Origin of the sequence: Sphingomonas leidyi (assembly GCF_011761945.1) — a bacterium.
In the GTDB taxonomy this organism is placed as follows: Bacteria; Pseudomonadota; Alphaproteobacteria; order Sphingomonadales; family Sphingomonadaceae; genus Sphingomonas; species Sphingomonas leidyi.
The window spans coordinates 1,071,529-1,097,334 of sequence record NZ_JAASQV010000001.1 but is presented as its reverse complement, the minus strand read 5'-3'; the positions used below and the strand labels follow the sequence as shown (position 1 = coordinate 1,097,334).

The 25,806-nt window shown below is 68.2% G+C and carries 22 protein-coding genes and 1 pseudogene; 12 read left to right on the top strand and 11 right to left on the bottom strand.

Features of this window, described 5'->3' with window-relative positions; translation table 11 throughout:
• The first annotated feature begins 17 nt into the window (after positions 1-17).
• Together FHR20_RS05280 and lexA are read left to right on the top strand one after the other, a co-directional pair.
• Complete coding sequence (locus tag FHR20_RS05280; protein ID WP_167298530.1) at positions 18-1,202, top strand: molybdopterin molybdotransferase MoeA; 1,185 nt, start codon at positions 18-20, stop codon at positions 1,200-1,202.
• Between the two features lie 58 nt (positions 1,203-1,260).
• Positions 1,261-1,953 (top strand): transcriptional repressor LexA, encoded by a 693-nt coding sequence (lexA, locus tag FHR20_RS05275; protein WP_167298529.1) that lies wholly within the window; start codon positions 1,261-1,263, stop codon positions 1,951-1,953.
• Positions 1,954-1,973: 20 nt separating this feature from the next.
• Here lexA and FHR20_RS23205 read toward each other — a convergent pair whose 3' ends face one another.
• Positions 1,974-3,173: a ComEC/Rec2 family competence protein gene (locus tag FHR20_RS23205; protein ID WP_425057376.1), complete on the bottom strand. Its 1,200-nt coding sequence runs from the start codon at positions 3,171-3,173 to the stop codon at positions 1,974-1,976.
• Between the two features lie 124 nt (positions 3,174-3,297).
• Positions 3,298-4,074: pseudogene (locus FHR20_RS23200) on the bottom strand (DUF4131 domain-containing protein); the annotation flags it as partial.
• A gap of 82 nt (positions 4,075-4,156) precedes the next feature.
• Between FHR20_RS23200 and gltX the strand changes: the two are divergent.
• The 4 genes from gltX (at position 4,157) to FHR20_RS05250 (ending at position 7,665) form a co-directional block, all read left to right on the top strand.
• Complete coding sequence (gltX, locus tag FHR20_RS05265) at positions 4,157-5,596, top strand: glutamate--tRNA ligase (RefSeq protein WP_167298528.1); 1,440 nt, start codon at positions 4,157-4,159, stop codon at positions 5,594-5,596.
• 33 nt (positions 5,597-5,629) lie between these two features.
• Positions 5,630-6,913: a citrate synthase gene (locus FHR20_RS05260; protein ID WP_167298527.1), complete on the top strand. Its 1,284-nt coding sequence runs from the start codon at positions 5,630-5,632 to the stop codon at positions 6,911-6,913.
• Positions 6,914-7,011: 98 nt separating this feature from the next.
• Positions 7,012-7,260 carry a hypothetical protein gene (locus FHR20_RS05255; protein ID WP_167298526.1) on the top strand — a complete coding sequence of 83 codons (249 nt, stop codon included), beginning with the start codon at positions 7,012-7,014 and terminating at the stop codon, positions 7,258-7,260.
• 87 nt (positions 7,261-7,347) lie between these two features.
• Positions 7,348-7,665, top strand: coding sequence for a hypothetical protein (locus tag FHR20_RS05250; protein WP_167298525.1), 318 nt, complete (start codon positions 7,348-7,350; stop codon positions 7,663-7,665).
• A 49-nt stretch (positions 7,666-7,714) separates the two neighbouring features.
• Here the strand turns inward: FHR20_RS05250 and FHR20_RS05245 are convergent, their stop codons facing one another.
• The 6 genes from FHR20_RS05245 to FHR20_RS05220 form a co-directional block, all read right to left on the bottom strand.
• The gene (locus FHR20_RS05245) at positions 7,715-9,112 is read right to left on the bottom strand and encodes a sensor histidine kinase (RefSeq protein ID WP_286711349.1); all 1,398 of its coding nucleotides are present in this window, start codon (positions 9,110-9,112) and stop codon (positions 7,715-7,717) included.
• Positions 9,109-10,209, bottom strand: coding sequence for a DUF2336 domain-containing protein (locus FHR20_RS05240; RefSeq protein ID WP_167298524.1), 1,101 nt, complete (start codon positions 10,207-10,209; stop codon positions 9,109-9,111). The genes FHR20_RS05245 and FHR20_RS05240 overlap by 4 nt, the downstream gene beginning before the upstream one ends.
• A gap of 36 nt (positions 10,210-10,245) precedes the next feature.
• Positions 10,246-11,448 (bottom strand): hypothetical protein, encoded by a 1,203-nt coding sequence (locus FHR20_RS05235; protein WP_341786411.1) that lies wholly within the window; start codon positions 11,446-11,448, stop codon positions 10,246-10,248.
• 44 nt (positions 11,449-11,492) lie between these two features.
• A complete protein-coding gene (locus FHR20_RS05230; protein ID WP_167298523.1) occupies positions 11,493-12,689 on the bottom strand; it encodes an exo-beta-N-acetylmuramidase NamZ family protein in 1,197 nt (398 codons plus the stop codon).
• 63 nt (positions 12,690-12,752) lie between these two features.
• Complete coding sequence (locus FHR20_RS05225) at positions 12,753-13,268, bottom strand: DOMON-like domain-containing protein (RefSeq protein WP_167298522.1); 516 nt, start codon at positions 13,266-13,268, stop codon at positions 12,753-12,755.
• A gap of 42 nt (positions 13,269-13,310) precedes the next feature.
• Positions 13,311-14,804, bottom strand: coding sequence for an alginate export family protein (locus tag FHR20_RS05220; protein WP_341786410.1), 1,494 nt, complete (start codon positions 14,802-14,804; stop codon positions 13,311-13,313).
• Between the two features lie 287 nt (positions 14,805-15,091).
• Here FHR20_RS05220 and tyrS point away from each other — a divergent pair, with 287 nt between their 5' ends.
• Both tyrS and FHR20_RS05210 read left to right on the top strand, forming a co-directional pair.
• The gene (tyrS, locus tag FHR20_RS05215; protein ID WP_167298521.1) at positions 15,092-16,318 is read left to right on the top strand and encodes a tyrosine--tRNA ligase; all 1,227 of its coding nucleotides are present in this window, start codon (positions 15,092-15,094) and stop codon (positions 16,316-16,318) included.
• A gap of 111 nt (positions 16,319-16,429) precedes the next feature.
• On the top strand, positions 16,430-16,750 hold the full coding sequence (locus tag FHR20_RS05210; RefSeq protein WP_280279222.1) for a PilZ domain-containing protein: 321 nt from the start codon (positions 16,430-16,432) through the stop codon (positions 16,748-16,750).
• A 37-nt stretch (positions 16,751-16,787) separates the two neighbouring features.
• Here the strand turns inward: FHR20_RS05210 and FHR20_RS05205 are convergent, their stop codons facing one another.
• Positions 16,788-16,976: a hypothetical protein gene (locus FHR20_RS05205; protein ID WP_167298519.1), complete on the bottom strand. Its 189-nt coding sequence runs from the start codon at positions 16,974-16,976 to the stop codon at positions 16,788-16,790.
• A 40-nt stretch (positions 16,977-17,016) separates the two neighbouring features.
• Between FHR20_RS05205 and FHR20_RS05200 the strand changes: the two genes are divergently transcribed.
• Both FHR20_RS05200 and FHR20_RS05195 read left to right on the top strand, forming a co-directional pair.
• Positions 17,017-18,585, top strand: a complete 1,569-nt coding sequence (locus tag FHR20_RS05200) for a right-handed parallel beta-helix repeat-containing protein (protein WP_167298518.1) — start codon at positions 17,017-17,019, stop codon at positions 18,583-18,585.
• Positions 18,586-18,934: 349 nt separating this feature from the next.
• Positions 18,935-19,234 (top strand): hypothetical protein, encoded by a 300-nt coding sequence (locus tag FHR20_RS05195; protein ID WP_167298517.1) that lies wholly within the window; start codon positions 18,935-18,937, stop codon positions 19,232-19,234.
• Between the two features lie 71 nt (positions 19,235-19,305).
• Here the strand turns inward: FHR20_RS05195 and recG are convergent, their stop codons facing one another.
• Positions 19,306-21,363: an ATP-dependent DNA helicase RecG gene (gene recG, locus FHR20_RS05190; protein ID WP_167298516.1), complete on the bottom strand. Its 2,058-nt coding sequence runs from the start codon at positions 21,361-21,363 to the stop codon at positions 19,306-19,308.
• Positions 21,364-21,413: 50 nt separating this feature from the next.
• Positions 21,414-21,632, bottom strand: coding sequence for a hypothetical protein (locus FHR20_RS05185; protein WP_086130900.1), 219 nt, complete (start codon positions 21,630-21,632; stop codon positions 21,414-21,416).
• Between the two features lie 188 nt (positions 21,633-21,820).
• Here FHR20_RS05185 and FHR20_RS05180 point away from each other — a divergent pair, with 188 nt between their 5' ends.
• Positions 21,821-22,087: an FAD assembly factor SdhE gene (locus FHR20_RS05180; protein WP_167298515.1), complete on the top strand. Its 267-nt coding sequence runs from the start codon at positions 21,821-21,823 to the stop codon at positions 22,085-22,087.
• A 6-nt stretch (positions 22,088-22,093) separates the two neighbouring features.
• Entirely contained in the window at positions 22,094-25,549 is a 3,456-nt protein-coding gene (gene mfd / locus FHR20_RS05175; RefSeq protein ID WP_167298514.1) for a transcription-repair coupling factor, read from the top strand.
• The last annotated feature ends 257 nt before the right edge of the window (positions 25,550-25,806 follow it).

Below are 25,806 nucleotides of genomic sequence, written 5' to 3'. Positions count from 1 at the left end.
TGGCCTAGGCCGGATCCATGTCCGCCCTCCTCCCCGTCGCCGAAGCCCAGCGCCGCCTGCTCGCGCGCGCCATGCCGGTGGCGGAGGAGACATGCCCGCTCGCCGAGACGGCAGGGCGATGGGCGGCCCGGGACGTGGCGGCGCTGCGCACCCAGCCCGCCTCCGATCTCTCCTCGATGGACGGCTATGCCATCCGCTTCGCCGACCTGCCCGGCCCCTGGGAGGTGATCGGGGAAAGCGCTGCCGGCCATGGCTTCGGCGGCGGGATCGGCCCCGGCCAGGCGCTGCGCATCTTCACCGGCGCCCCGCTCCCGCCCGGCGCCGATACCGTACTGGTGCAGGAGGAAGCCGCCCGCGACGGCAGCCGCCTCGCGCTCGCCGGCGAAGGCCCGCCGCATCCGGGCAGCAGCGTCCGTCCGCGCGGGCTCGATTTCGCCCAGGACGACCTGCTCATCCGCGCCGGGGAAGCGATCACGCCCGCCCGGATCGCGCTCGCCGCGATCGCGGGCCATGCCGCCCTGCCCGTCCGCCGCAAGGTGCGCGTCGCGCTGCTTTCCACCGGCGACGAGCTCGTTCCCCCCGGCGCGCCGCTTGGCCCCGACCAGATCCCCGAGACCAACCGCCTGCTCCTCGCGGCACAGCTCGCCGGGCTGCCGGTCGAGCTGATCGACCTCGGCATCCTGCCCGATCGCCAGGACGTGCTCGAAGCGGCGTTCCGCGCGCTCGACTGCGATTTGCTCGTCACCACCGGCGGCGCCTCGGTCGGCGATCACGACCTTGTCCGCCCCGCGCTGGAGGCCGCCGGCGCAGCGATCGATTTCTGGAAGATCGCGCTGCGGCCCGGCAAGCCGATGATGGCCGGTCGGCTGGGCGATGCGGCGGTGCTCGGCCTGCCCGGCAATCCCGTCTCTGCCTTCGTCACCGCGACCCTCTTCGTCCGTCCGCTGGTCGCGCGTCTCGCCGGTGCCGCCGATCCGCTGCCGCGCACTCGCACCGTTCCCCTGGGCGAGCCCTTGCCCGCCACCGGCCCCCGCGCCGATTATCTCCGCGCCGAGCTGATCGACGGCCATGCCCGCGCCGCGACGATCCAGGATTCCTCGATGCTGCGCACGCTGGCGCGCGCCACCTGCCTGATCGTCCGCCCGGCGGGCGCTCCTGAGGCGAAAACCGGCGACTCGGCGGAAATCCTCGACATCGCTTGACAAGCAAGCGGAACATTGCAAAAACGTTCCCAGTCTGTTCCAGACCGGGAGAAACTGGATGCTCACGCGCAAGCAGCACGAGCTCATCTGCTTCATTGCCGATCGGCTTGCCGAGACTGGCGTGTCACCTTCGTTCGAGGAAATGAAGGAAGCGCTCGACCTCAAGTCGAAGTCGGGTGTCCATCGGCTGATCTCGGCACTGGAGGAGCGCGAGTTCATTCGCCGCCTGCCCAATCGTGCCCGCGCGCTTGAAGTGCTGCGCATGCCGGAACGGGGCGAGACCAAGAAGGCTTCGGGAACGAAAACCGCGTCTCCCATGGCCTCGACTTCCGCAACTTCCGCGCCGTCGACACTCCCGGCTCCCGCCAATGACGTGGTCGAGATTCCCCTGCACGGCCGCATCGCCGCCGGCACGCCGATCGAGGCGCTGCAGGATTCGGCCATGCTGCCCGTTCCCGCCGCGCTGCTCGGCGCGGGCGAGCATTATGCGCTCGAAGTGGCGGGCGATTCGATGGTCGAGGCCGGCATTCTCGACGGCGACTATGCCCTGATCCGCCGCACCGAGACTGCCCGGGACGGCGAAATCGTGGTGGCGCTGATCGACGAGAATGAAGCGACGCTGAAATATTTCCGCAAGGAAGGCGCGATGATCCGCCTCGATCCGGCCAATCGCGATTACAATCCCCAGCGCTACCGTCCCGACCAGGTCCGCGTGCAGGGCCGCCTTGCCGGGCTGCTTCGCAAATATTGAGCGCCCGGCCCGGCTGAAAGCTAGGGATTTCGCGCCCCGGCAATGGGAGTGCGGGCCGGCTGTACCCTGGACGGATCTAGCCAGGGGTGCCGCCCCGCCCCGCGCACCATCGTCACCCGCCCGCTGGCAAAGGCGATCGCCACCCCGCCGGTCTTCGCCAGCGCCGGCCGGTCGAGCTTGAGCCAGCGCGGCATGCAGCCGGGCGGCAGGCGCCGGTCACTGATCATCACGTCGACGCTGCGGCACAGGGCGATGAACTCGGCCCAGGGCAGCGCATAGCCGCTCCGCGTCGCCGCCACGCGCCAGGCGCGGCCACCAGCCCGATGCTCGATCATGCAGAGGTCCAGGCTGCATCGCGCGCCCGGCTGGTCGGCGAGCGCAACCGGCTCGGCATCGGAGCCGCCCGTCTCGGCCAGCATGTCCCGGGTATAGTCCCCCGCCCGGTCGCGCAGCAGGGCCATGCTGCCATCGGACATGCGAATCGCGAGATGCCGCCCGTCCCCGGTGACGATCAGATCGGGCGCGGGCGTGGCGAGCATCCAGGCCAGCCCGATCGCCAGCGGCGCCGCGCCCACCCAGCGCACCCGGGTACGCCACAGGGCCAGCCACAGGCTGCCTGCCATCGCCAGCGCGAAGGCGCCGTGCGGCATTGCCGGCAGCGCCGCCACCGCGCCCGGCGCCGAAGCGGCGGTCCGGGCCAGCCAGAGCAGCAGGTCGAGCGTCCGCGCGGTGAGCCACCAGGCGGGATCGCCGAGCCCGATCAGGTCGAGCAGCAATGCCAGCGCCTCGAGCGGCATGATCACGAAGGTCGTGAGCGGGATGGCGACGATGTTGGCGAGCGCGCCATAGAGGCCGGCCTGGTGAAAGTGGAACAGCCCGATCGGCATCAGTGCCAGTTCGACCACCACCCCGGTGAGCAACAGCGAGCCGGCACCGCGCAGCAGCGCCGCGCCCCGACCCTCCTCGCGCTTGCCGAACCAGCGATGCATGCGCGGGCTCTCGTGCAACGCGACGATCGCCGTCACCGCCGCAAAGCTCAGCTGGAAGCTGGCCCCCGCCAGCGCCTCGGGCCAGAGCAGCAGCACGAGCAGCGCGCCCGCCGCGACGAGCCGCAGCGTGATCGCCTCGCGTCCCAGGCTGAGCGCCAGCAGCACGAGCAACGCGGCGACGCAGGAGCGGATCGTCGGCACTTCGGCGCCGGTGAGCCAAGTATAGCCGATCGCGGCCAGCGCCCCCGCCCCGGCCGCGACCAGCGGCAGCCGCCAGCGTCGGGCTCAGGGCGAGCAGCTTGAGCACCAGCAGCATCGCCGCCGCGGTCACTGCCGTCACGTGCAACCCGCTCACCGAGAGAAGGTGCGCAAGGCCCGAGCGCTGCATCGCCTCGACATCGGCTTCGGCGATCGCGCCTTCGTCCCCCGTGGCGAGCGCGGAAGCGATGCCGCCGCCGCTGCCCGGAATACGCGACTGGATATGCGCCGAGAGCGCGGCGCGCAGGTCCGCGCCCGATGCTTCGGCGGGCGCCACCACGTCCACCGGGGCGAAGCCCTTGCCCGTCGCCCCCAGGCCGTTGAACCATGCCGCGCGGGCGAAGTCGTAACCGCCCGGCACCGACGCGCCCGCGGGCGGCATCAGCCGGGCCCGCAGCCGCACCGTCGCGCCGCGCGCCACGCCTTCGGGCACGTCCTTCGCCGCCAGGTTCACGCGCACCCGCGGCGGCAGGTCGCGCCGGCCCGGCAACAGCGTCACCCGCACCAGCGCGCGCGCCGGCAGCGGCTCGATGGCCGCCACGCGGCCGGTCATCTCCACCACTGCCGGCCGCGCCAGCACGGGCGCCGCGACATGTTCCGCCCGCCACCAGATCAGCGCGCACCCAGCTACCAGGGCAAGCCCGCCGAGCAGCAGCACCCGCCCCAGCCGCCCGGGCAGCACCAGCCCCAGCAGCGCCACCGCGCCCGCTGCAAGCAGGAACGCGATCCAGCGCGTCGCGTCGGAGAGCAGGAACCAGGCGGTAATCCCGCCGCCCAGCGCCACGGGCAGCCAGAGCGGCAACTGCGCCCGTTCCGCCTCGAGCCAGCGCTCGACTGCCTCCCCGGTCTGGCGGAACAGTGCCGCACCCCCCATTTGAAGGTGGGAAAACCCCGTGCTAGGGGCGCCTGCGGCGGCTGAATGGGCCATCGGAAATCTAGTCTGGGAGCAAGCGCGGTTGGGCGCAACATCTGATACGGGTGCGAAACGGGTCGTCACGCGGTTCGCGCCGTCGCCTACGGGTTTTCTCCACATCGGCGGCGCGCGCACCGCGCTGTTCAACCTGCTGTTCGCCCGCCATCATGGCGGCAAGTTCCTGCTGCGCATCGAGGATACCGATCGCGCGCGCTCGACCGAGCCGGCGATTGCCGCGATCCTCGACGGGATGCGCTGGCTGAACCTCGATTGGGACGGCGACGAAGTCTATCAGTTCGCCCGCGCCGAGCGGCACGCCCAGGTGGCGCACGCAATGCTCGCGGGCGGCCATGCCTATAAGTGCTTCGCCACCGCCGAGGAGCTGGAGGCGATGCGCGCCGAGCAGAAGGCGAACAAGCAGCCCCTGCGCTATGACGGCCGCTGGCGCGACCGCGACCCCGCCGAGGGCGGCAACGCGCCCTATGTCATCCGCCTGAAGGCGCCGCGAGAAGGCGCGGTGACGATCGAGGATCATGTCCAGGGCCCGGTCACCGTCAACAACAGCGAGCTGGACGATCTCGTCCTGCTCCGTTCGGACGGCACGCCGACCTATATGCTCGCAGTGGTGGTCGACGATCACGACATGGGCGTGACGCATGTGATCCGCGGCGACGATCACCTCAACAACGCGTTCCGCCAGCTGCCGATCTATCGCGCCATGCAGGCGATCGAGGGAGGCTGGGAAGAGCCCCAGTACGCGCACATCCCGCTGATCTTCAATCCCGACGGCACCAAGATGTCGAAGCGCAAGAATGCCGTCGCGGTCGACGAATATCGCGACCAGCTCGGCATCCTGCCCGAGGCGCTGTCCAACTATCTGCTCCGGCTCGGCTGGGGGCATGGCGACGACGAGATCATCAGCCGCGAACAGGCGATCGCATGGTTCGAGCTGTCCGGCGTCGGCAAATCGCCCTCCCGCTTCGACCTCAAGAAGCTCGAGAATCTCAACGGCCACTATATCCGCGCCACGGACGATGATCGCCTCGCCGATCTGGTAGCCGCGCGAATCGGTTTCGAACTTTCGGAATCGCAGCGGGATCTTCTGCGCCGCAGCATGGCTGCACTGAAGCCGCGCGCCGCGAATCTCCTCGAATTGGCGGACGGAGCGGCCTTCCTGTTTCGCACCCGCCCACTGGAATTGGACGACGGTGCCCAGGCTCTGCTAGAGGGCGACGCGCGGGCGCTGCTGGCCCAGCTGCACGCCGCGCTTGACGGCGTGGAAAGCTGGGATACGGAAGCGCTCGAAGCGGCGGTACGCACCGTTGCGGAAGATGCGGGTGTCAAGCTCGGTGCGGCCGCGCAGCCTTTGCGCGCGGCGCTCACCGGGCGCCGGACGTCCCCGGGCATCTTCGACGTCCTGGCTCTGCTGGGGCGCGAGGAGAGCCTGGCCCGCATCGCTGATCAGATGACCGTGCCGGCCTGATTCCAGGCCCGGCCCAAAGATAGGACGACGTTTATGAGCGATACCGCGAAGCTGCAGGTTCCGGGGAAGGATGTCGAGTATCCGGTCCTGTCGGGCAGCGTCGGACCGGACGTCATCGACATCCGCAAGCTCTATGGCCAGACCGGCATGTTCACCTACGACCCCGGCTTCACGTCGACCGCGTCGTGCGAATCGGGCCTGACCTATATCGACGGCGACGAGGGCGTGCTGCTCCATCGCGGCTATCCGATCGGCCAGCTCGCCGAGCATTCGAGCTTCATGGAGGTCAGCTACCTCCTGCTGAACGGCGAGCTGCCCTCGCAGGACGAGCTCGACAAGTTCAGCCACACGATCACCCGCCACACGATGCTGCACGAGCAGCTGGCGACCTTCTATCGCGGTTTCCGCCGCGACGCGCACCCGATGGCGGTGATGTGCGGCGTGGTCGGCGCGCTTTCGGCCTTCTATCACGATTCGACCGACATCACCGATCCGCAGCAGCGGATGATCGCGTCGCACCGGCTGATCGCGAAGATGCCGACGATCGCGGCGATGGCCTACAAGTACAGCGTCGGCCAGCCGTTCCTCTATCCGCAGAACGACCTGAGCTACACCGGCAATTTCCTGCGCATGACCTTCGGCGTGCCGGCGGAGCCCTATGAAGTGAACCCGGTCGTCGAGAAGGCGCTGGACCGCATCTTCATCCTCCATGCCGACCATGAGCAGAACGCCTCGACCTCGACCGTGCGCCTCGCCGGTTCGTCGGGCGCCAATCCCTTCGCCTGCATCGCGGCGGGCATCGCCTGTCTGTGGGGCCCGGCGCATGGCGGCGCCAACGAGGCGGCGCTCAACATGCTGCGCGAGATCGGCCGTCCGGAGCGCATTCCCGAATATATCGCCCGCGCCAAGGACAAGAACGACCCGTTCCGCCTGATGGGCTTCGGCCACCGCGTCTACAAGAACTACGATCCCCGCGCGACCGTGATGCAGAAGACGGTGCGCGAGGTGTTCGACGCGCTCAAGGTCAACGACCCGGTGTTCGAAGTGGCGCTGCAGCTCGAGGAAATGGCGCTCAACGACCCCTATTTCATCGAGAAGAAGCTGTTCCCGAACGTGGACTTCTATTCGGGCGTGATCCTCTCGGCGATCGGCTTCCCGACCACCATGTTCACCGCGCTGTTCGCGCTGGCCCGCACCGTGGGCTGGGTGGCGCAGTGGAACGAGATGATCTCGGATCCCGAGCAGAAGATCGGCCGTCCGCGCCAGCTCTACACCGGCCCCGTGCAGCGCGATTACGTGCCCGTCGGCCAGCGCTGAGCCGCCCTTCCCGATATCGGCTCGAAAACGCCGTCCCTGCCTTCGCGGGGGCGGCGTTTTCGGTTAACCATCCGCGACCTTCGCTTCGGAGTCGTGGAATGCGCCAGAACATCCTGATCCTCGCCGGCATCCTCGGCATCCTCGCGGGCGTGGTATTCATGCTCCAGGGCCTCGGCATCCTCCATCTGCCTGCTTCCAGCCCGATGATCGGCAGCCAGACCTGGGCGATCCGCGGCGGCATCATCGCCTTGCTGAGCGCGATCCTGGTCGGCGGGGTCCGCCTCGTCCCTACCAGCGCCGAGCGCAAGGCCGCCCGCCGCGCCGAGCGCGGAGAGCGCCAACCTTAACCGCAGCATACGAACGGGTTCAGCAACGCGACTCAATCGCTTCTCTATCGTTCTGCCCATGCGGGAAGAGAGGAATGGAGACTCGAAATGAACCTTGCCAAGCTGATCGCCGCGGCCGCGCTCGCCACTGTCGGCATCGCCAGCGCCGCAACGCCGGCCGCTGCCGCGCCGGTACCCACCACCAGCGTGATCGCGCTGGCCGCCGCCGCGCCGGCGGCACAGGACTGGCGCCATCGCGACCGTGACCGCCGCCATTGGGATCGCGGCCGCCATCGCGGTTGGGATCGCGGCCGCGGCTGGGACCGTGGTCGCGGCTGGGATCGCGGCCGCTATCATCGCGGCAATCGCTATTGCCGCACCGAATGGCGCCATCATCGCCGCGTGACGGTCTGCTATCGCCGCTGATCGAGCCTGAGGAGGCTGCTGGGGCGTCCGCCGGGTTCCGGCGGGCGCCCTATTGCCGGATCGGCAGGCTGAACACGAAGCGGGCGCCCTGCCCCGGCGCGCTGTCCACCACCAGGTCGCCGCCCATCGCCCGGGCAAGCCGGCGGGCGATGTAGAGGCCCAGCCCCGATCCGCCGGGCTCGTTCGGATCGACGCGGCCGAACTTCTCGAAGATCTTCTCCTGATCGGCCTGGGCGATGCCCTTGCCTTGATCGGCGACGATCACATGGCCGCGCGCCTCGTCGCGCTCCAGCCGGATCCACACCATCCCGCCCGGCGGCGAATAGCGCACCGCATTGCCGATCAGGTTGACCAGCACCTGCAGCGCGCGGCGAAACTCGCCCTGCACCGGAATGCTCTCGTCCATTGCCGGCCGGTCGATCCGCACCTCGGCCTGGGCGGCGCGCACCGCGAGCAGCCCGGCGGCGCGGCGCGCGACATCGGCCAGGTCGATCTCCTCGTCCGCCGTGTCGAAATCGTCGCGCTCGATCGCCTGCAGATCGACCAGGTCGTCGACCAGCCCGAGCAGATGCCGCCCGGCATTGGCGATATCGCTCGCATATTCCGCATAATCGGGCTTGAGCGGCCCTTCGGTCTGCGCGCTGATCGAATCGGCATTGGCGATGATCTTGCCGAGCGGTCCGCGCAGCGCCCGGTCGAGCCGCTGGCTGAACGAATCGGGGAAGCCGCCAAAGGGCACGGCGGCGGCGGGCACCGGCGCATCCACCTTGGGCGCGGCCGGCATCGCCTGGTCCAGCATGTGCGCCGCCCCCACGAAACCGGCGAAGCGGCCGCCCGGATCGGTGCGCGGCGTGGCGGCCAGGCGCACCATCCGGCCGGTGCCGCGCAGTTCGGCCTTCTGCCCATCGAACCGCCCGTGCGCCGCGACCGCGGAAAGGATCGGCAATTCGCCGGCCTCGTCCTGTTCGAGCCGGAAGAGCCGAGTCAGCGGCTGGCCGAGCATCATCGAACTGTCGAACCCGTAGCGCGCGCCCGCCTCGATCGAGAGGAAGGTTATGCGCAGCGACGCGTCGGTCTCCCACAACCAGTCGGCCGCCGAGCGGAAGAAGTCGCCGTCGCGCTCGGGCTCGCCCGCCGGCGCGCGCCAGCCCGGCCGCAGCCGCCAGCCGCTGACTTCGAGGCGCACGCCGCCCTGCTCGGGCTCGGCCCGCACCCACAATTCGAGATCGTCCTCGCCATCCGCGGCGATGACGTTGCGCGAGATTGCGATGCCCAGCCGCTGCGAGAGCCGTGCGAGCGTGGCGATCTGCGGCACGGCGAGCGGGGCGCCGATCGTGCCGCCGGCACGCATGTTGAGCTCGAACAGCCGTGCCTCGGCGTCGATCAGCCGTCCTTCGGCGTCCAGCCTGGCGATCGACAGCGGAAGATTGGGGTCGATGACGTTCACTTCGCCCCACCCTGCTGCAATGCGATCCGCGCCGCGCGATAATCGGGATCGAGCCGGAGCGGCGCCAGCGCATTGCGCGCCTCGGCCGGGGCAATCGCGGCGATCGTATCGAGCGTGTCGGCGAATTTCTCCAGGTCGCGCCGCGGATCGGCCTCGCTCAGCGCATAGCCGATCTGGGCCACGCCCTCGCGGCCGATCTCGAGCGCACGCAGCGCCAGCCACAGCCGCTCGGCGGCGGGATCGAGCACGAGATCGCGGGCGAGCGCATAGGGCACGCCCATCGCATGGGCGAGCAGCGCGATGAACAGCACGACCCGCCGGTCGCCGAGCGATTCGACAAGCATGCCCGAAAGCTCACCCGGCTGGGCGTCGATCGCAGCGGCGAAGCGCATCGCGGCGGCCTCGAGCCGGTCGCCCTCGTCATAGGCGGCGAGGCTGCGCTGCGCCGCGTCGCAAAGTGCCCGGTCGAGCGCCTCGTTGATGCCCTCCACCCCTTCGCGGAGCGCGGCGGCCGTCCACCACACCAGCTTGTGGTGCAGTTCGGCGGGAAGCTCGGTCTGGAATTGTCCCACTTCGGGACTCGTCCTGCGGCGACTTTCGGCGATCAGCACGGCCATGGCGCTGGCGGCGACCACCCGGTCGGGGTGCTGGACGAATCGGTTGATCAGGCTGGGCCGCTCGGGGTCGTCCGGCGCACTCATGGGCAGCGCCGTGCCCAGCATCTCCTGGCGCACCCGGGCGATCAGTTCGGCCATCAGGTCGCCGTCGCGCAGCAGGCCGGACGACCATAGGCGCGCGAGCACGGCAGTACCCGGCTCGATCAGCGCGCCGACCAGTTCCGCTTCGCCGCGCCCGGTGAGCAGGCGCACCGCATGCTCGCGAATCTCGCCTTCCACGGTCTCCACGAGCCCGCGAAGCAGCGCGGCCAGGCCTGCGCGGCTATGCTCGTCGAGCCGTGCCTCCTCGGGCAGGAAGAAATCTTCGACCGCGACCATCAGACCCCTATAGGCGCGCAGCTCCGCAGCCGCCGCACGTGCGAGCAGCTCCCGGGCGCCGACGGCCGAACCATCGCGCATGTCGACGGGATTATCCGACATCGACCTCAAGCTAGCGGAAATGTCCTTAAGACGAGACTAAGCTTTTTCGCGTGCGCCCTCAACCGCCGCGGCGAGCGTGGCGAAGGAATATATCGCAACCGCAGCAAGGCCGATCGTGGCGAATCCGGCCAGCGCGAACGGCGTCAGGATGAGCAGATGCGCCGAGGGGCTCGACCACCAGCGCTTCGGCCGGGAGGGCGCGCGCTCGACGAGCAATTGGGCTGCCATGGCCACCAGGGCGAGCACCGGCGGCGTGGTGCTGGCCGTGGCGGCGAACTCGCCCCAGCCGATGAGCAGCGCGATCAGGGCGAACAGCGCGAAGATCGCCCATTCGAGCAAGCGCGCGCGCTTGTCCTCGCCGCGCAGCACCGCCATCGCCGCGCCGGTGGCCAGCGTCGCGGTGCCGACCAGCGCGGCGACGGTGCCCGCCCCGGGCCAGCGCATCGCGGTGAGGACGAGCGCCAGCGCGGCGATCGCGCCGCCGGCGATGCTCAGCGACCAGCCGGGCACGTTGCGGCCCACCAGCTCGGGCAGCGCGATCCGTGCGGCGCGGGTGAACACCCAGCGGTCCGCCCAGTCGGTGCGTCGCTCGGTAAGCGCAGCGAGCACCCCGGTGTTGCGTGCCGCCAGCCCCTCGACGCTGCGCTCCACCGCATGGCCGCTCTTGAGCCAGCCCGCGGTGAGCGGGACATGTTCGGCGCCCGATTGCGCGGCGACCCGCAGCAGCGCCGACTGGAAGTCGTAATCCTCGGGCATCTGCGCGATCTGGGCGAGCTGCTCCACCGTGATCCGGGCGACGCCGGCCCAACTGTCGCGCATGTCGAGGCGCTCGATCGCGGCGGGCGAGGCCGGATCGTCGGTGACGAGCAGCGCCTCGCCGCTCGCCGTCGCCATCTTGTCCATCACCGGATCGGTGGTGACCAGCCCGTCGGCCATCACCAGCACCTGCGCACCGGGCGCGATCTTCTCGGCCGCTTCCTCGGCCGAGCGGACGATCTCGATCCGGGGATGGCGCTTGGCGGCGCGGTTGACCGCGGCGAGCAGCGCCGGCGTCATCTTGCCGACCGCGACGAGCACCTGCTCGGCCCCGGCGCCGAACAGCAGCCGCGCCTGATATTCGAGCAGCGTCATCCCGCCAAAGGGCAATGTCGCCATCAGCGTCCCCGGACGACCCTCGGCCTCCTCGACTGCGAATATGAGCCCCGCGAGCATCTTGGGGTGGTTAAGGGGTTCATGCACGACAATCAAATCCCCGCTGATCCCCTCCCTGGAAGGGCGTGAAGTCAGTAAAGCAGATGCCCCCGCCGCGCCTCTTCCCAGGCCGCCTCGTCCGGCGCGGTGCGCGCGTCGAGATCGCCCGGCTCGGCCCCGGCATCGTCGACCCATTCGCGCAGGTCCGGGCCGCCGTTGATTACGTCGATCGCCAGCTTGTCGAAGACATATTCATAGGGGAAGTCGCGCCACAGCGGGTAATCGCCATACAGCTTGCGGATCGCCTTGAAGCCCAGGGCCTGGAGCCGCCAGGGCCGGAAGGCGCGATGGTCATAGGCCTGCCCCTCGGCATGGATGAACACGCCCGAGCAGAGCTGGCCCACATGCTTGTGGAACGTCGGCTGGAACCAGAGATCGCGCAGCGAGCAGCCGGCGAGCCATGCCGGTGCCAGCGCGCGCATCTCGGCGATCACCGCCTTCGCATCGATGTCGGGCGCGCCGAACAGCTCGAGCGGCCGCGTGGTGCCCCGCCCTTCCGAGAGCAGCGTCCCCTCCAGCATCACCGTGCCCGCATAGGCACGCGCCATGTTGACATTGGCGGCATTGGGGCTCGGGTTGATCCAGGGCCGCTCGGGCGGCCAGCCGAAGCCCGGGGCGGCGTCGGGCTGCCAGCCTTCCATCGCGATCACCCGATAGTCGACGTCCAGCCCGAACTGGGCGATGAACCAATGCCCCATCTCGCCCAGCGTCATGCCGTGGCGCATCGGCATCGGCCCGGCGCCGACAAAGCTCTCCCAGCCCGGGAGCAGGGTCGTGCCCTCCACCGGCCGGCCGGCGGGATTGGGCCGGTCGAGCACCCACACGCTCTTGCCGTGCGCCGCCGCCGCCTCGAGCACGTAGAGCAGGGTCGTCACGAAGGTGTAGATGCGGCAGCCCACGTCCTGGAGGTCGACCAGCAGCACGTCGAACGTGCCCATCGACTGGCCGGTCGGCCGCCGCACCTCGCCATAGAGGCTGAACACCGGCATGCCATAGGTGGGATCGGTGAAGTCGGGCGACTCCATCATATTGTCCTGCAGGTCGCCGCGCACGCCGTGCTGCGGACCGAATACCGCCGAGACGTCGAGCCCGGCGGCGACCAGCGCGTCCAGCGAATGCGTCAGGTCCGCCGTCACCGAGGCGGGGTGCGCGAGCAGCGCCACGCGCTTGCCCGCGAGGGGGCGACGAAGCTCAGGGTCGGCGAGCAGCCGGTCGATGCCGAATTTCATGGCGCAGCAGGTGCCGGGAGTTCGGCGGCGAAGCAAGCCGGATCGTCGCACCCGACCGGCAGGCTATCCCGCCGGCACCTCGATCACGAAGCTGCCTGGCGCATGGAAATCGGGCGCCCCCGGGCCGTGCGCGGTGGACCAATAGGATTTGGCGCCATCCGTCTCCTCGATCACTGCGGTGATGGCGACGTGCCAGACGCCGCCGGGCAATGCGCCCAGATCGACCCGCACGCGGATGCCGTCCTCCAGCGGCTCGATCACCGGCGCGACGAGCGGCTGGTCGCGCATGCCCTCGCGATACCCGTCGAACCGGTACGCCGCCCACTGCGTCGAAGGCGAGAAATTATACTCGAAATAGCCCTCGCCGCCCGCCGGCTTCACGAACAGTTCGAAGCAGGTGTGCCGCCATAGCCCGTCGGTCCGCTCCGGCATGGCGGGCGCCGGCAGCTTCGGCATCGATCCCATCACGCGATAGGCAAGGACGCTCGGGCCGCGCCGGATATCGGCGGTGGCCTCGACGCGCTCCACCCCATGCGGCGGATGGGCGGGATGCGGGACCAGAGGGACATGGCGTGGCATGCGCCCCGCCCTAGCCCAGTTCGCCCGATCGGCGAAACGGGTTCAGAACCGGAAGCTGACCCAGCCGGACAGGAAATCGGAGCTGCGATACCCGGCCTTGGCGAGCGACGGGCCGGCCGCCAGATGCTCGTACCGGCCGGTGACGGAGAGGCGCGGCGAGATCGTCCAGACCAGCTGCGCCCGGCTCACGTCCGCGATCTTGCGATCCGCGACCTTCTGCGTGCCGGCAAAGGGCTGGCCGTTGGCGCGGTACACCGCATCGCGCGCATCGTCGCGCCAGGCCAGCTCATACTCCGCCGTCAGCCGTACCCCCTTCACGGGCGAGAAGGCCAGCGTCGGCGCCACCGTGATCAGGTTCGAGGGGGTCAGGAACAGCTGGTAGCTGTAATAGATGTTGTTACCGAACGGGGCATAGGCGTTGCGCAGCCTGCCGTCGCCATAGCCGCCCCCGCCGCTGGCATAATCGGCATGGAAGCCGATGCGCGGCGCGGTGGCGGATTTGCCGAGGCGATAGCTCTGGGCGAAGAATGCCTGCCACGCATCGATGTCCTGGCCGATATAGCGGCCCCATTGATGGTTGACCGACCAGTCGACCGCGACTCGCCCCACATCGCCCCACAGCCGCGCGCCGGCATAATAGCGCCGCGCAGGGCCCACCCGGCCGCCCCAGGCGCCCACATCGTTGCGCCGGCGCCACAGAAAGGGATCGAGATAGAGCTTCGAGCCGCCCAGCCAGGTCTTCGGCAGCGCGATGCCGAAGGTCACGCCCGAGAAACGGCGCGCGGGATCGTTGACGTCGTCGTCGGGACCCAGATCGCCATAGGCCGTGGGCCGCAGATCGAACAGGTCGACCCGCAGCGAGCTGCTCCGTGCCCAGGCCCGGACGCCGTTCAGCGTATAGCGGATCGTGTTGTTGTCGCGCTGCGAGACCAGCAGGTTGGGCCCGTCGGTGAATTCCTGCCGACCATAACGGGCACCGATCGCCACCCCGCCCAGCTCGGCGGTCGCCTCGACGAAATATTGCTGGAAGACGAGGTCGTTGCGCAGCGAAGCCGCCGGCACGCCCAGCTCCCGCCCCGAAATGCCGCCATGCGCGACTTCCCCGTACAGGCGCAGATGCGGGCCCAGATGGAGGTCGGCCCCGGCGACCAGCCGGTTGATGTCCTGCCGCTGGTGCGGCGCCGCGCGCAGGCCCGGATTGCTCGTCAGGTTGACGCGCAGCCGCGCCTCGCCGGACAGCGTCAGATAGATGTCGCCATCCGCGTCGAGCGGCAGGAATTTCAGCCGGTCCAGCGGATCGTCGCGCCGCGCCGGGTCGCGCATCGCCCGCCAGTCCTCGGCCCAGCGCGACAGGCTGTAGCCGCCGGGGACCGCGCCGTCGCCCGCCCCCGCCGCGGGATAGCTCCCGCCCCCCGCCTTGTCCTGTGGCGCCGGGGCCGGAACCTCCCGGACGGCCTGCGCCGCCGCCGCGCCGCCGGTCAGCAGCAAGGCAAGCGGCACGGTGCCGCCGGCAAGGGCGCGCAGCGCTATGGGCACGGGATCGAATCCTCTCTCGGATACTCGGCCGGTTTCGTGACGGACGATGTTGATGTCCGGCCATTGTACAGCCACTCGCCAAAGCCCGCCGCCCGGCAAAGCATCCGAGAAAATTCATATCTTCACAGATACTTATCCACATAGGCCTTCCAGCGACAAGCCTAAAGCGTGCGAATCTGGTGACACCCCCTGTCAGCGTCGTGCGATATTCCGCACATTCTCCGGACCTGTCGCATATCCTGGCCGGGGATGACGCGCCCGCGCGCCTCGGCTATGCGGCGCGCATCATGACCGAATTCAAGTCCGATCTGCTCCGCCTGCTCTCCACGCGCGGTTACATCCACCAGGTTACCGACCCGGAGGCGCTCGACGATCTCGCCACCAGGCAGGTCGTGCCCGGTTATATCGGCTTCGATCCCACCGCGCCTTCGCTGCACGTCGGCAGCCTCGTCCAGATCATGCTGCTGCGCCGCCTCCAGCAGGCGGGGCACAAGCCGATCGTCCTCATGGGCGGCGGCACCGGCAAGATCGGCGACCCCTCGTTCAAGGACGAGGCGCGCAAGCTGATGACCGACGAGACGATCCGCGCGAACGTCGCCTCGATCAAGACCGTGTTCGAGAAGTTCCTCACCTTCGGGGACGGCCCCAGCGATGCGGTGATGGTCGACAATGCCGACTGGCTCGACAAGCTGGAATATATCCCCTTCCTGCGCGACATCGGCCGGCATTTCTCGATCAACCGGATGCTGAGCTTCGATTCGGTGAAGCTGCGCCTCGATCGTGAACAGTCGCTCTCGTTCCTCGAGTTCAACTACATGATCCTCCAGGGCTATGATTTCCTGGAGCTGTCGCGCCGCGCCGCCTGCCGCCTGCAGATGGGCGGATCGGACCAATGGGGCAACATCGTCAACGGCATCGAACTGGCGCGGCGGGTCGACGGCACCGAAGTCTATGGCGTCACCACGCCGCTGATCACCACGGCCGATGGCGGCAAGATGGGCAAGACCATGTCGGGCGCGGTTTGGCTGAACGAGGACCAGCTCCCGGCGTTCGATTACTGGCAGTTCTGGCGCAACACCGACGATCGCGACGTCGGTCGCTTCCTCCGCCTGTTCACCGACCTGCCGCTGGACGAGATCGCCCGGCTCGAGGCGCTGGAAGGCGCCGGGATCAACGAGGCCAAGAAGATCCTGGCCAATGAGGCGACTGCCATGTGCCGCGGCCGCGCCGCCGCCGAGGAAGCCGCCGAGACGGCCCGCAAGGTGTTCGAGGAAGGCTCGGCCGGCGGTTCGCTGCCCACTCATCCGGTGGCGGGCGGCAGCATCGCCGTGGTCGACGGGCTGATCGCGCTCGGCCTTTGCCCCTCCAAGGGCGAGGCGCGCCGCAAGATCGCCGAGGGCGCGATCCGCGTCGACGACCAGGTGGTGCACGACCCCATGCTCGAGATCGCGGTGACCGCGCCGGTCAAGCTCAGCTTCGGCAGGAAGAGGCACGGGATGCTGGTGCCCGCGTGACATTCCTCGGACAGGCCTGATAAGTCGCTGTTAAGCGTCTTCGTTGCAACGAGATTCACGCGGTAACGGTATCAACCGCAGACGTACCTCAAGCGTTTCATGAGGCCGTGCGTGAATTTTGGATCGAACCTGGCTTATTCGGAGATCCGGCGGGAGGGGCGTGAAGACGTCTATTACCGCGCGCGCGCCTTCGGCCCCGATGCGAAGCAGCTGAACTTCATCATCGTCAACATCTCGCCGCATGGCCTGATGGCGCGATGCGACGATCCGTTCGAGACGGGCGCGCGCATCCGCGTGGTGCTGCCGCATGCCGGCACCGTGGTGGCCGATGTGCGCTGGGCGCTGGGTGGCCGGATCGGCTGCCAGTTCGAGCGCGCGATCGATCTCGCCAGCTATTACGAGCTGATCTCGACGATGGTGAAGGCGAAATAGGCGCCTTCCCCCTTCCCGCGACCGGAATGCAGGGCCCCTATCGCAACTGGCGCCAGACGCGATCCGCGGCCTTGCCGAGCGCCAGCGGCACGGCGACGGCCAGCATGAGGATCACCCAATGGGGCATGTCCAGGCGCATCGCCGCCAGGGCCCCTTCGTAAACCACGGCCACCAGGCCGATCGCGACTGCCAGCAGCCCCGCCGCCAACCACCAGGACCTTCGCATAGAAGCCTCTCTTCCTGCGCTCGATGCGTGGGACGATAGCATGGATTCCGAGTCCCGGCATCCTGGATCCGTGCGCCGGCAGGGCCGCCGCCCCGGCTTCGCCGAAGAGCGTTGCCGCTTGCAATGTAGGATTTCCAATGTTCTCCAAATGTTCTCATCGCGCGTGGCGATGGAGATTTGGAGAACGAGCATGGCATATGTGATCGATACGGACCTTGCCGCATCTGCGGCCGGCAAGGGCGCCGATATGGTCGGCTTCGCCCAGTCGGGCGGCGGCGCATCGCATCGAACGACGGCGGACAAGCTTCGCGAAACCGTTTCGATCCTGGATTTCGGCGGGGTCGGTGACGGCGTCACGGACAACACCGCTGCCCTTATGGCGGCGCTGCTCACCAACAAGCCGGTATTCTTCCCCGGCACCGAGAACGGCGTTCCCTATCTGGTATCCGGGAACTTCGATTTCGCGGCGATCAAGGCTGCAACCGGCAAGGAGATCCCGGTCGTCGCGCTCCATGGCGAAGGCGCGGCGCGTTCGGTCGTCAAGTTCACCGGGAGCGGCACCTTTCTCAAGGGCGGCACCACCGTCTCCAACGCCGGCTATCCTGGCATGGGCTACCCTCAGGTCCTTTCGCTGGATGGCCTCGGCCTGGTGGGTGCCGGCGTGAAGGGCGCAAGCATCGCCGTCACCTATGGCCAGTTCACGACCCAGGCCGGCAACGGCTATGCCGGCTGCGATTCGACGCAGACGGCCATCGAATGGGAATTCGAGCCCATGAGCTCGGTTCGAAACTGCATGATCGAATGCTTCGGAACCGGCATCAGGACCCATCAGGGCTATGCGTATACGATCTCGGAATGCCACATCCGGTTCAACATGATCGGCCTGGATCTCAGAGCGGCGACCACGACCGGAAATGTCGTCGGCAATATGATCGAACGCAATGGGATCGGCATCGGGATCTGGACAGCCTCATTGCTCAGCATTCGCGCGAATGCGATCCAGGGAAATTATGCCGGCGCCGACGTGGTTTCCTATAATTGGAGCACCCAGGTCAAATTCGATTCGAATTACTTCGAGGCGACGGAAAATTGCTTCGTGCAGAACGGCGACAGCGCGGGCGAGTATATCTCGAATAACTTCGTCTTCGTCGACAATAAGGGCCTCAGCGTCAATATCGTCGATTGCGCCGACAGGTTCTATTTCATTCGCAATCGGCTCGGGTCCTTTTCGGTGGGCGACACATATGTCAGCCACATCGTCGTCGAGGACAATACCGAGAATGAAGCGAACGGGCTGGTGTCCTTCACCGATTTCCAGGGCAGCGGGGCAAGTGCATTGCTTAACCGCAGCGCGCCGCTCCTGCACCGCCAGCCCTACACCGCGTCGCCCAGCATCGGTCACGGCCTGAGCGATTCGTTCAACGTCATCATTCCCGGTGCGGCCCGTGGCGACCGGATCGAAGTGACTCACACCGGCCTCAAGCCTGGCTGGGAAGCCGCCGGCAATTGCATCGGCCCCGATACCGTGCGCGTGGACCTGCGGAATTTCACCGGAGCAAGCGATGGCGGGTTCTCGGGAACCTTGACCGTTCTGGTGTTCCGTACCTGATTTCCCGAACGGCCGTCGGCGATTTCTGTCGCCGGCGGCCTATCCGTTGCAGCGCCCGGTTCCACGAACAGCCGGATCGCCCGCGAGCAAGCGAGCCTCCCCTTGAGGCAAGTGCCCCTCCTTCGCGATCTCCGCGAAGACGAGAGAGGATAGCTTTGCGCCGTCCTTGAATGAGCCCCCGGAGCATCGGCAAGACAGGAAAAGGCCATGGCGATATCTTCGTCGATATCGGTTCTTGGCCATTCTCATATATTACGTATATCTTCTTTCCATTCTACAACACACCATTCAGCTTGCATAATATCGTCCAATGAGAAGCATTGACCCCCACTAAAGGAGGGAAGCTGAAATGAAGGTATATATTGCAGGAACAGCATTGTTCGCGATGTCTGCTTGGGCGACGCCGGCTTCGGCCGATCAGGTCCACACCTTCTCCAACGGTTGTACTCGAACATGTTCGGGTAGCTGGATAAACGGATCGCAACCGGGATCGGTCGCCTGCTACAACAAGGATGGCACCCCAGGCACGGTGGGGCCGCTCAACTGCCCGAGCAGCCGGGACAAGGCGTTCAGCCCGAATATCTTCGATCCAAGCGGCATCCCGCTGCCCGCGCAGTCGATTAAGGTCACGCCGCGCCGCGCGGACTGAGTGCAACCGAATAGCCGCCGCCGATCGATCGGCGGCGGCGAACCCGCCGGAAGGAGAGCGTGCGGGTAGCCCTATCCCGCCCGCAACAAGCTCACCGCCGCGTCGCGCTCGAACAGGTACAGCGCGATCCGCGCCGCCTCGCCGCGAGCGGTGTGCAGCGCGCGGTCCTGGTCCTCGAGCAGCCGCGCATCGGCATTCGCCGCCGCGATCAGCGTCGCCAGGCTCTCGGGCGTCGCCAGCCGAAACGTCTGCTCGCCCGATTGGCGGGTGCCGAGTATCTCGCCCGCGCCGCGCAGCTCCAGGTCGCGCTCGGCGATCAGGAAGCCATCGGTGGTGTCGCGCATCAGCGCCAGCCGCGCCCGCGACGTTTCGCTGAGCTTCTCACCGCGCAGCAGGATGCAGTGCGACTGCCCCCCACCCCGGCCCACGCGCCCGCGCAGCTGGTGGAGCTGGGCCAGGCCGAAGCGGTCCGCCGCCTCGATCACGATCAGCGTGGCATTGGGCACGTCGACGCCCACTTCGATCACCGTGGTCGCCACCAGCACGCCCAGCTCGCCGCCGGCGAAGCGCGCCATCACCGCGTCCTTCTCCGGCCCCTTCATCCGGCCATGGACGAGCCCGACCTTGTCGCCGAACCGCGCAGTGAGCGTGGCGGCACGATGCTCGGCGGCAGCGAGATCGGTCTTCTCGCTCTCCTCCACCAGCGGACATACCCAATAGGCCTGCTTGCCCGCATCGAGATGCCGGCTCAGCCCGGCGATCACCGCGTCGAGCTTGTCCTCGGAAATCACCGTCGTCTGGATCGGCTGGCGGCCGGGCGGCATCTCGTCCAGCCGGCTCACGTCCATCTCGCCATGGCTGGCCAGCTGCAGCGTGCGCGGGATCGGCGTGGCGGTCATCACCAGCAGGTGCGGCGGCACCTGCGCTTTGGCCTGGAGCATCAGCCGCTCGGCCACGCCGAAGCGATGCTGCTCGTCCACCACCACCAGCCCCAGGTCGCGATAGATCACGCCCTGCTGGAAGATCGCATGGGTGCCCACCAATATGTCGATCTCGCCGGCGGCGAGCCCCATCAGAATGGCCTCGCGCACCTTGCCCTTGTCGCGCCCGGTGAGGATCGCGATGCGGATGTCGAGCCCGGCAAGCAGGCGCGAGAGGTTCTCGTAATGCTGGCGGGCGAGGATCTCGGTGGGAGCCAGCATCGCGCCCTGTGCCCCCGCCTCGGCGGCGATCAGCAGCGCCATCGTCGCCACCAGCGTCTTGCCCGAGCCGACATCGCCCTGGAGCAGGCGGAGCATCGGCTGGCTCTGCGCCATGTCGCCCTCGATCTCGCGGATCGTGCGCGATTGGGCGCCGGTGGGCGTATAGGGTAGCCGGAGCCCGTCGCGCAGTCGCCCGTCGCCGGTGAGCGGCCGGCCGCGCTTGGCCCGCGCCTCGCCGCGCACCAGCATCAGCGCGAGCTGGTTGGCGAACACTTCGTCATAGGCGAGCCGCTCGCGCGCCTTGGCATCGGCGGGATCGGCATGGATGCGGGCCAGCGCCTCCTTCCAGCCGGGCCATTGGCGCCGGTCCTTCAGGCTCGGCTCGATCCATTCGGGCAGTTCGGGCGCGCGCGCGATCGCCTGGGCGGCCAGCGCCGCGATCCGCTTGGAAGTGATGCCCTCGGAACAGGGATAGATCGCTTCGCGCCCGCCGCCTTCCGCCTCTTCGGGCAGCGCGACCTCGGGATGCACGATCTGCAACTCCTGGCCATATTGGTCGAGCCGGCCGGACACCCAGCGCTTCTCGTTCAGGGGGAGCAGTTTCTTCGCCCAGCCGGAATTGCCGCCGAAGAAGACGAGGCTGGCATGGTTGCCGTGCGCGTCCACCGCCTGCACCCGCGCGGGCGAACGGGCACTGCCGCCGAAGCGATATTGCACCGGGGTCAGTTCGATCGCGATGATCCGGCCTGCGTCCGACGCCGCCAGGGCGTCGCGCGGAATGCGGTCGATGAAGCCGGTGGGAAGGTGGAAGGCGACGTCGACGACGCGCGCCAGGCCCAGCCGCTCGAGCGGCCTGGCCAGGGCGGCACCGATCCCCTTGAGCGCCGTGACTTCGGCGAAGAGCGGATTGAGGATCTCGGGACGCATGGCCCCCGACCTAATCCCTGCGATGGCGCGCCGCTAGAGGGCGCGCGGGATCAGGCGGCGCTACGCACCGGCGCGATCGCCTGGCCCGCCGCCTCGATCGCGGCATGGACTTCGGTCACGGTCGAGCCGACCACCACTTCGTGCGCGCCGTCGAACGAGAGCACGCCGACATCGGCCCCGGCCATGTTGATCGTCGCGACCGTGCGCACGGCGGCGATGTTGACGAGAATGGGGTCGCCGTTGATCGACTTGAGCATCACGAAACGCATTTTCTGGACGGCCTTCTACGCAGAGTATCTGTCCATCATAGGAAGATCGCCGGCCGGGCGGGCGGAAACGGCCGATTAAGTTGCGGCTGGCGTTCGTTTGCGCGGCAACCTATCTGGGGGGAACCGTACCCACCATTTTCGCCGACACGCATTTTTTGCGCTGCCGGCCATTTCCCGTTGAGGACCGAATGGACCGCGAAACCCGTCTCAAGCGCCTGCGCTTCCGCGCCTGGCACCGCGGCGTCAAGGAAGCAGACTTGCTGATCGGCGGCTTCTTCGACCGGCATGGCGCCGGCTGGAGCGATACCGAGATGGACCTGTTCGAAGCGCTGCTCGAGGAACAGGATGTCGACATCATGGCCTGGGCAATGGGGATGCAGCCAGTGCCCGAATGCTATGCCGGCACGGTAATGACCGCCCTCAAGGCATTGAACTACGTGCCCATTTCTCGCTGAGCCCGAATGCCCGACCTCAAGACCATCCTTTCCGCGCAAGAGCTCCTCACGCTGTCGGGCGCTCCCGCCGGCTTCCTTCCCTGGATGCTGGCCGATCTTGCCCGCACCGGGCGCCTGACCGTGTTCGTCGCGCCCGACGAGGCGGCGATGCGCGCCGTGGCGGGCACCGCACCCTATTTCGCGCCCGAGCTCGAGGTCCTGGGCTTCCCCGCCTGGGACTGCCTTCCCTATGACCGCGCCAGCCCCACCCTGCGCGTCATGGCCGAGCGGCTGGCTACGCTCCATGCCCTTCAGGCCAAGAGCGAAAGGCCGCGCCTGCTGGTCACCACGGTCAACGCCGCAACGCAGCGGACGCTGACGCCCTTCCGCATCCGCCAGCTCGTCGCCCGCCTTGCGCCCGGTGAGCGCATCAGCCTGGAAAAGCTAGGCAATCTGCTCCAGGCGAACGGCTATGTCCGCGTCGACACGGTGAACGACGCCGGCGAGTTCGCCGTTCGCGGCGGCCTGGTCGACCTGTTTCCCTCGGGTGCCGAACAGGCGCTGCGCCTCGATTTCTTCGGCGACGAGATCGAGAGCGTCCGCACCTTCGACCCCGCCGACCAGCGCACAACCGGGCGGATCGACGGCTTCACGCTCCTTCCCGCCTCGGAAGCCCTGCTCGACGAGGAATCGGTCAAGCGCTTCCGCACGCGATATCGCGAGAAGTTCGGCGCCACCGCGACCGGCGATCCGCTCTACCAGGCGATCAGCGACGGCCGCCGCCTCGCCGGCATGGAGCATTGGCTGCCGCTGTTCGAGGAGCGGCTGGAGACGCTGTTCGAGCATCTCCCCGCCGATGCGATCCTGATCCGCGACGCGGGCGATGCCGGCGCCGCCGAAGCGCGGTTCGAAGCGATCGCCGACTATCAGTCGAACCGCGTCCGCGCCCAGTCGGCCGATCCGGGCAGCTATCGCCCGCTCGCCGCGGATGCGCTCTATCTCGTTGCGAACGAATGGGAAAAGCGCCTTGCCGACTGGCCGGCGCATGTCAGCACCCCCTTCCACGAGCCGACAAGCGCCACCGTCCTCGATTTCAACGTCGACGGCCCGCGCGACTTCGCACCCGAGCGCGCTGCCGGCGCCAATGTCTATGAAGCCGTGGTCGAACATATCGCCAAGCTGCGGAAATCGGGCAGGAAACCGGTGCTCGCCAGCTATTCGAACGGCGCCCGCGAGCGCCTGACCGGGCTGCTTGCCGACCACGGCCTCAAGACCGCACGCAAGGCGGAGAGCTGGCACGAGGCGATGGGCATCGCCGACAGCGCGGTCGCGATGATCGTGCTGCCGCTCGATCACGGCTTCTCCGCCCCCGACGTCGCCGTGCTCACCGAGCAGGACATGCTGGGCGACCGCCTCGTCCGCCGTTCCAAACGCCGCAAGTCGACCGACGCCTTCCTCAACGAACTGGCGACGCTCTCGCCGGGCGACCTGGTCGTGCACGTCGATCATGGCATCGGCCGCTACGAGGGGCTCACCCAGATCCCCGTGCAGAAGGCCCCGCACGACTGCGTCGCGCTCACCTATGCCGGCGGCGACAAGCTCTATGTTCCGGTCGAGAATCTCGAGGTTCTTAGCCGCTACGGCGCGGGCGAGGAAGGCGCGGCGCTAGACCGGCTGGGCGGCGAGGCCTGGCAGCGGCGCAAGAGCCGCATGAAGGAGCGCATCCGCGAGATCGCGGGCGAGCTCATCGCCACCGCCGCCAAGCGCGCCACCCGCCCCGCCGAAGTCGCCGAGCCCGATGCCGGCGGCTATCCCGCCTTTGTCGATCGCTTCCCCTATGAGGAAACCGACGACCAGGATCGCGCGATCGGCGACGTGCTCGAGGATCTCGCCGCCGGCCGCCCGATGGACCGGCTCATCGTCGGCGATGTCGGCTTCGGCAAGACCGAGGTGGCGCTGCGCGCCGCCTTCGTCGCGGCGATGGCCGGCATGCAGGTCGCGGTGGTCTGCCCCACCACCCTGCTCGCCCGCCAGCATTTCAACAATTTCACCCAGCGTTTCGAAGGCTTCCCGATCAAGGTCGGCCGCCTCTCCCGCCTCGTCGGCACCACCGAGATGAAGGCGACCAAGGACGGTGCCGCCGACGGCACGATCGACATCGTGGTCGGCACGCACGCCGTCCTCGCCAAGGGCGTGGAGTTCAAGCGGCTCGGCCTGGTCATCGTCGACGAGGAGCAGCGCTTCGGCGTCACCCACAAGGAGCGGCTGAAGGCGATGAAGGCGGACGTCCACGTCCTCACCCTCACCGCCACGCCGATCCCGCGCACGCTCCAGATGGCGATGTCGGGCCTGCGCGAGCTCAGCGTGATCCAGACCCCGCCGGTCGATCGCCTGGCGGTGCGCACCTATGTGATGCCCTGGGATCCGGTGGTGCTGCGCGAGGCGCTGCTGCGCGAGCATTATCGCGGCGGCCAGGCCTATTTCGTCACGCCGCGCATCTCGGACCTGCCGGAGATCGAGGAATTCCTGCGCAACGACGTGCCCGAGATCCGCTATGTCGTCGCACACGGCCAGATGGCGGCGGGCGAGGTCGAGGAGCGCATGTCCGCCTTCTACGATCGCAAATATGATCTGCTCGTCTCCACCACGATCATCGAGAGCGGCATCGACATCCCCAGCGCCAACACGCTGATCATCAACCGGGCGGACAAGTTCGGCCTCGCCCAGCTCTACCAGCTGCGCGGCCGGGTCGGGCGCTCCAAGACCCGCGCCTATGCCTATCTGACCACCCCGGCCCAGCGCCTGATGACCGAGGCGGCGGAAAAGCGCCTCAAGGTGCTCTCCGACCTGGAATCGCTGGGCGCCGGCTTCCAGCTCGCCAGCCATGATCTCGACATCCGCGGCGCGGGCAATCTGCTCGGCGACGAACAGTCCGGCCATATCAAGGAAGTCGGCTACGAACTCTATCAGTCGATGCTGGAGGAGGCGATCCTCGACGCCAAGGCCGGCGGCCTGCGCGACGAGCGCCCGCGCGACCTGAGCCCGCAGATCACCGTCGACGCGCCGATCATGATCCCGGAGGACTACGTTCCCGATCTCGACCTGCGCATGGGCCTGTATCGTCGCCTCAACGACGTGGAGGACCGTGCCGGCATCGAGTCCTTCGCCGCCGAGCTCATCGACCGGTTCGGCAAGCTGCCCGAGGCGACCGAGAACCTGATCACGCTGATCGAGGCCAAGCTGAACGCCAAACGGGCCTGCATCGCCAAACTCGACGTCGGCCCGAAGGGTGCGCTGGTCAGCTTCCACGACGACAAATTCCCCAATGTCGACGGCCTGCTCGCCTATGTCGACAAGCTGGAGGGGACGGCCAAGCTGCGTCCCGACATGAAGCTCGTCATCGCCCGCGCATGGGCGACGCCCCAGGCGCGGCTCAACGGCGCGCTCCAGCTTTCGCGGGGCCTGGCGAAAGCAGCGGGATAAGCCCTTGGCGGCCCGCGCTTCCGCCGTCGCAGCCTTCCAGGACGGAGATGGGCCGCTCCCTGTCCGGCGGGCGTCCTCCAGCGAGTGCCGGGTGACGGTTTCCAGGGCACCCGGTATTTTTGCGTAGTTGCGCATACTGGAACTCCGTTCAGGATGCAGGCGAAATGGTGCTATTCGGCGCAATGCCTGGACCGCCTGCCCCATGATGCGCAGGTGGCCTCGGGTCATCGCGCGGCTTCGTCGTGTTGAAGCCGATC

Bases quoted from the DNA above. Each gene is read 5' to 3' on its own strand.
- FHR20_RS05185 (WP_086130900.1), bottom strand. From the start codon at position 21,632: ATGCGTTTCGTGATGCTCAAGTCGATCAACGGCGACCCCATTCTCGTC.
- mfd (WP_167298514.1), top strand. From the start codon at position 22,094: ATGCCCGACCTCAAGACCATCCTTTCCGCGCAAGAGCTCCTCACGCTG.
- FHR20_RS05180 (WP_167298515.1), top strand. From the start codon at position 21,821: ATGGACCGCGAAACCCGTCTCAAGCGCCTGCGCTTCCGCGCCTGGCAC.
- FHR20_RS05250 (WP_167298525.1), top strand. From the start codon at position 7,348: ATGAACCTTGCCAAGCTGATCGCCGCGGCCGCGCTCGCCACTGTCGGC.
- recG (WP_167298516.1), bottom strand. From the start codon at position 21,363: ATGCGTCCCGAGATCCTCAATCCGCTCTTCGCCGAAGTCACGGCGCTC.
- FHR20_RS05260 (WP_167298527.1), top strand. From the start codon at position 5,630: ATGAGCGATACCGCGAAGCTGCAGGTTCCGGGGAAGGATGTCGAGTAT.
- FHR20_RS05230 (WP_167298523.1), bottom strand. From the start codon at position 12,689: ATGAAATTCGGCATCGACCGGCTGCTCGCCGACCCTGAGCTTCGTCGC.
- FHR20_RS05195 (WP_167298517.1), top strand. From the start codon at position 18,935: ATGAAGGTATATATTGCAGGAACAGCATTGTTCGCGATGTCTGCTTGG.
- lexA (WP_167298529.1), top strand. From the start codon at position 1,261: ATGCTCACGCGCAAGCAGCACGAGCTCATCTGCTTCATTGCCGATCGG.
- FHR20_RS05200 (WP_167298518.1), top strand. From the start codon at position 17,017: ATGGATTCCGAGTCCCGGCATCCTGGATCCGTGCGCCGGCAGGGCCGC.
- tyrS (WP_167298521.1), top strand. From the start codon at position 15,092: ATGACCGAATTCAAGTCCGATCTGCTCCGCCTGCTCTCCACGCGCGGT.
- FHR20_RS05255 (WP_167298526.1), top strand. From the start codon at position 7,012: ATGCGCCAGAACATCCTGATCCTCGCCGGCATCCTCGGCATCCTCGCG.
- FHR20_RS05280 (WP_167298530.1), top strand. From the start codon at position 18: ATGTCCGCCCTCCTCCCCGTCGCCGAAGCCCAGCGCCGCCTGCTCGCG.
- FHR20_RS05240 (WP_167298524.1), bottom strand. From the start codon at position 10,209: ATGTCGGATAATCCCGTCGACATGCGCGATGGTTCGGCCGTCGGCGCC.
- FHR20_RS05205 (WP_167298519.1), bottom strand. From the start codon at position 16,976: ATGCGAAGGTCCTGGTGGTTGGCGGCGGGGCTGCTGGCAGTCGCGATC.
- FHR20_RS05225 (WP_167298522.1), bottom strand. From the start codon at position 13,268: ATGCCACGCCATGTCCCTCTGGTCCCGCATCCCGCCCATCCGCCGCAT.